This window comes from Ornithinibacter sp. (genome assembly GCF_035443565.1).
Lineage (GTDB): Bacteria > Actinomycetota > Actinomycetes > Actinomycetales > Dermatophilaceae > Fodinibacter.
Map to the genome: position 1 here is coordinate 1 of NZ_DAORSO010000034.1, position 2,853 is coordinate 2,853.

At 72.3% G+C, this 2,853-nt stretch carries 4 protein-coding genes and 1 pseudogene; 1 reads left to right on the forward strand and 4 read right to left on the reverse strand.

Annotated features, from left to right (window positions below):
• Positions 1–48: 48 nt before the first annotated feature.
• Together PLL68_RS05880 and sigE are read right to left on the reverse strand one after the other, a co-directional pair.
• Positions 49–600: an anti-sigma factor gene (locus PLL68_RS05880; protein ID WP_324532544.1), complete on the reverse strand. Its 552-nt coding sequence runs from the start codon at positions 598–600 to the stop codon at positions 49–51.
• Positions 597–1,220: an RNA polymerase sigma factor SigE gene (gene sigE, locus PLL68_RS05885; RefSeq protein ID WP_486658692.1), complete on the reverse strand. Its 624-nt coding sequence runs from the start codon at positions 1,218–1,220 to the stop codon at positions 597–599. Before sigE ends, PLL68_RS05880 begins: the two co-directional genes overlap by 4 nt.
• Before the next feature lie 137 nt (positions 1,221–1,357).
• Here sigE and PLL68_RS05890 point away from each other — a divergent pair, with 137 nt between their 5' ends.
• Positions 1,358–1,993, forward strand: a complete 636-nt coding sequence (locus PLL68_RS05890) for an O-methyltransferase (protein WP_324532548.1) — start codon at positions 1,358–1,360, stop codon at positions 1,991–1,993.
• Between the two features lie 9 nt (positions 1,994–2,002).
• On the opposite strand, the gene PLL68_RS05895 is transcribed toward PLL68_RS05890, so the two are convergent.
• Both PLL68_RS05895 and PLL68_RS05900 read right to left on the reverse strand, forming a co-directional pair.
• Complete coding sequence (locus PLL68_RS05895) at positions 2,003–2,359, reverse strand: hypothetical protein (RefSeq protein ID WP_324532550.1); 357 nt, start codon at positions 2,357–2,359, stop codon at positions 2,003–2,005.
• Positions 2,356–2,853, reverse strand: a pseudogene (locus tag PLL68_RS05900) (leucyl aminopeptidase); the annotation flags it as partial. The pseudogene PLL68_RS05900 and the gene PLL68_RS05895, both read right to left, overlap by 4 nt.

Below are 2,853 nucleotides of genomic sequence, written 5' to 3' on the forward strand. Positions count from 1 at the left end.
CCTGGTCCCAGGGGCGCCAGTCGTCGCGGCCCGGCTCGCGCTCACTCGTCATGGGGTCGATTCTGCCTGCTGGTCGGTCCTGGTGAGGACGACCCCCTGGCTGAACCCGTTGCTCACGGCCGCCGTGGCGGCGCGCGTTGGCGTGGCCGTCGCTGCCACGAGGGGGGTCACGGTGGCCAGGGCAGGCCGACCGGTGCCGGGTGCGGGAACCATGGTCAGGCTCCAGGCGGCGGCTGCGGAGATCCCGGCGGCCGCAGCGGCGATCACCGTGGCGCGCAGCGGGCTGCGGTGGCAGGGCGGAGCACCGGGAGCGAGCAGCCGCAAGGGGTCGTGCTGAGGGCTCGGCGGGGTGCTCGCACGCGGCAGGTCTGCGGCCATCGTGCTGCCGAGCGCGAGCAGGGTGGTGCGCAGGTCCCCCGGCATGGTCGGGGCTCCAGCCAGGGCACTGCGCAGCCGACGCTCCTGGTCGACGGCGTGGCCGCAGACCTGACAGGTCACGAGGTGCCGGTCCCACGCCCACTGGCGGTTCAGCGGAAGGCGGCCGGCGGCGTACTCGGTGAGCTCGTCGTCGAGGCACTGCACCCGGGTGGAGTGGGTCATACGACCCCCGCGGCGGGACGGCGGATGATCCGGCCCGTGCTCCTCGTGGGCGCACTCGTGGTCGGCTGCGGTGCGCGGTGGGCCAACGACTCGCGCAGCTGGGCGCGACCGCGGTGGATGCGCGAGCGCACGGTCCCGAGCTTGATGCCCAGGGTCGCGGCGACCTCCTCGTAGGACAGCCCCTCGATGTCGCACAGCACGACCGCGGCCCGGAAGTCCGGGGAGAGTGCGTCGAGCGCACGCTGCACGTCGTCGTCGAAGTGGGCGTCGTGGTACGCCTGCTCGGGGCCGGGCCCGCGCCCCTCGAGGCGGGCGGCCGACTCATCGGAGAGGGCGTCGAAGCGGATCCGCTGCTTGCGGCGCATCTTGTCGAGGAAGACGTTGGTCGTGATGCGGTGCAGCCAGCCCTCGAACGTGCCGGGCTGGTAGGTGTGCAGCGACCGGAACACCCGCACGAACACGTCCTGGGTGAGGTCCTCGGCGTCGTGGACGTTCCCCGTGAGGCGGTATGCGAGTCGGTACACCCGCGCGGAGTGCTGCTCGACGACCTCCTCCCACGTCGGGGGAACCCAACCGGCAGCCGGCAGGTCGCCGGTCCGCACGGCATCCGTCGTCGTCATCGTCTCTTCCCTCACCGAGCTGCTCATGTCACCCATCGATACGCGTCCAGTCCGACAATTGTTCCCGGATTCCCTGAACAAACGCTGGGAACGTGCGTCGGGGCCTTCGACCGCGCCCCGGGCCATAGGGTTGACGCATGAGCACCCTGAGGCCCGCCAGCTGGACGTACACCGAGGAGTTCGTGACCGAGCCGGAGGTCATCGAGAACGCCCGACGGCGCGGTCTGGAGTTCGGCGACGCCTCCCCGGTCGGCACGGGCGCCGGGGCGATGCTGCGCGTCGTCGCGGCCGCTGTCCAGGCGCGGCACGTCGTCGAGATCGGCACGGGGGCCGGCACGTCGGGCCTGTGGCTGCTCTCCGGCATGCCCGACGACGGGGTCCTCACGACCATCGACTCCTCCGCCGAGCACCAGCGAGCCGCCCGCGAGGCCTACGCGGAGGCCGGCTACGCCCACCAGCGCACCCGCGTCATCACCGGGGACGCCGCCGAGGTGCTGCCCCGGATGACCGACGGCGCCTACGACCTGGTCGTCATCGACGCCGACAAGCCCGGCTACCCGACGTACGTCGAGCACGCGATCCGGCTGCTGCGACCGGGCGGGGTGCTCGTGATGGACAACATGCTCTGGCACGACCAGGTCGCCGACCCCGCGGCGCGCGACGCGACGACGAGCACCCTGCGCGACCTCGGCAAGGCGCTGCGCGACCACGACCAGCTCACGACGACCCTGCTGCCGGTGAGCGACGGCCTGCTCGTCGCCGTCAAGCGCTGAGGCGACCGCTCAGCTGACCTCGGGGCCCGCCCCGCGGCGGAACCCGGCGGGGCCCTCGGCGATCGCGACGACCTCCCAGTCCTCGATGGTGATCGGCGCGGAGCCGATCATCACGCTCCCCGGTGCCGTGGCGGCACCGGGCTCGAAGCTCTCGCGGAAGACCGTGCGGTCCTGCTCGGAGTCGAAGACGTACGTCCCCTCGAACCACTCGCCCTCGCGCATGCGCCACACCTTGAAGGCGAGGCCGTCGAGGAACATGAACCGTGCGATCGAGGTGCCGACGACGTACTCGCGCAGCTGGTCGGCGGCATCCGCCGGGGCGTCTTCCAGCGACCAGCGAACGGTCAGCCCGTAACCGGCGTTCATGCCATCTCCTCCAGCCACCGCAGCAGCAGTCGTGTCCCGAAACCGGTGGCCCCCTTGGCGGAGGTGCCGGCGTCGACGTCCGAGCGGCCGGTGCCTGCGATGTCGAGGTGTGCCCACGGGCGCTCACCGACGAACTCCCGAAGGAACAGGGCCGCCGTCACCGCACCGCCACCCACGCCGGGAGCGATGTGGGCGACGTCAGCGACGTCGGAGTCGAGGGCTCGACGGTAGGTCTGCGCGAGGGGCATCGGCCACAGCGTCTCACCAGTCGTCGCCCCGGCAGCCTCGAGCGCGGCGCTGAGGGCCGGGTCGGTGGCGAAGACCGGCGCGATGGACCTCCCCAGAGCGATCCGCGCCGCGCCGGTGAGGGTCGCGACGTCGACCAGGACCGTGGGATCGAGTGCGGCATCGGCGTAGGCGAGTGCGTCGGCGAGCACGATGCGGCCCTCGGCGTCGGTGTTGCCGATCTCGACGGTGCGACCGCCGTACTGGGT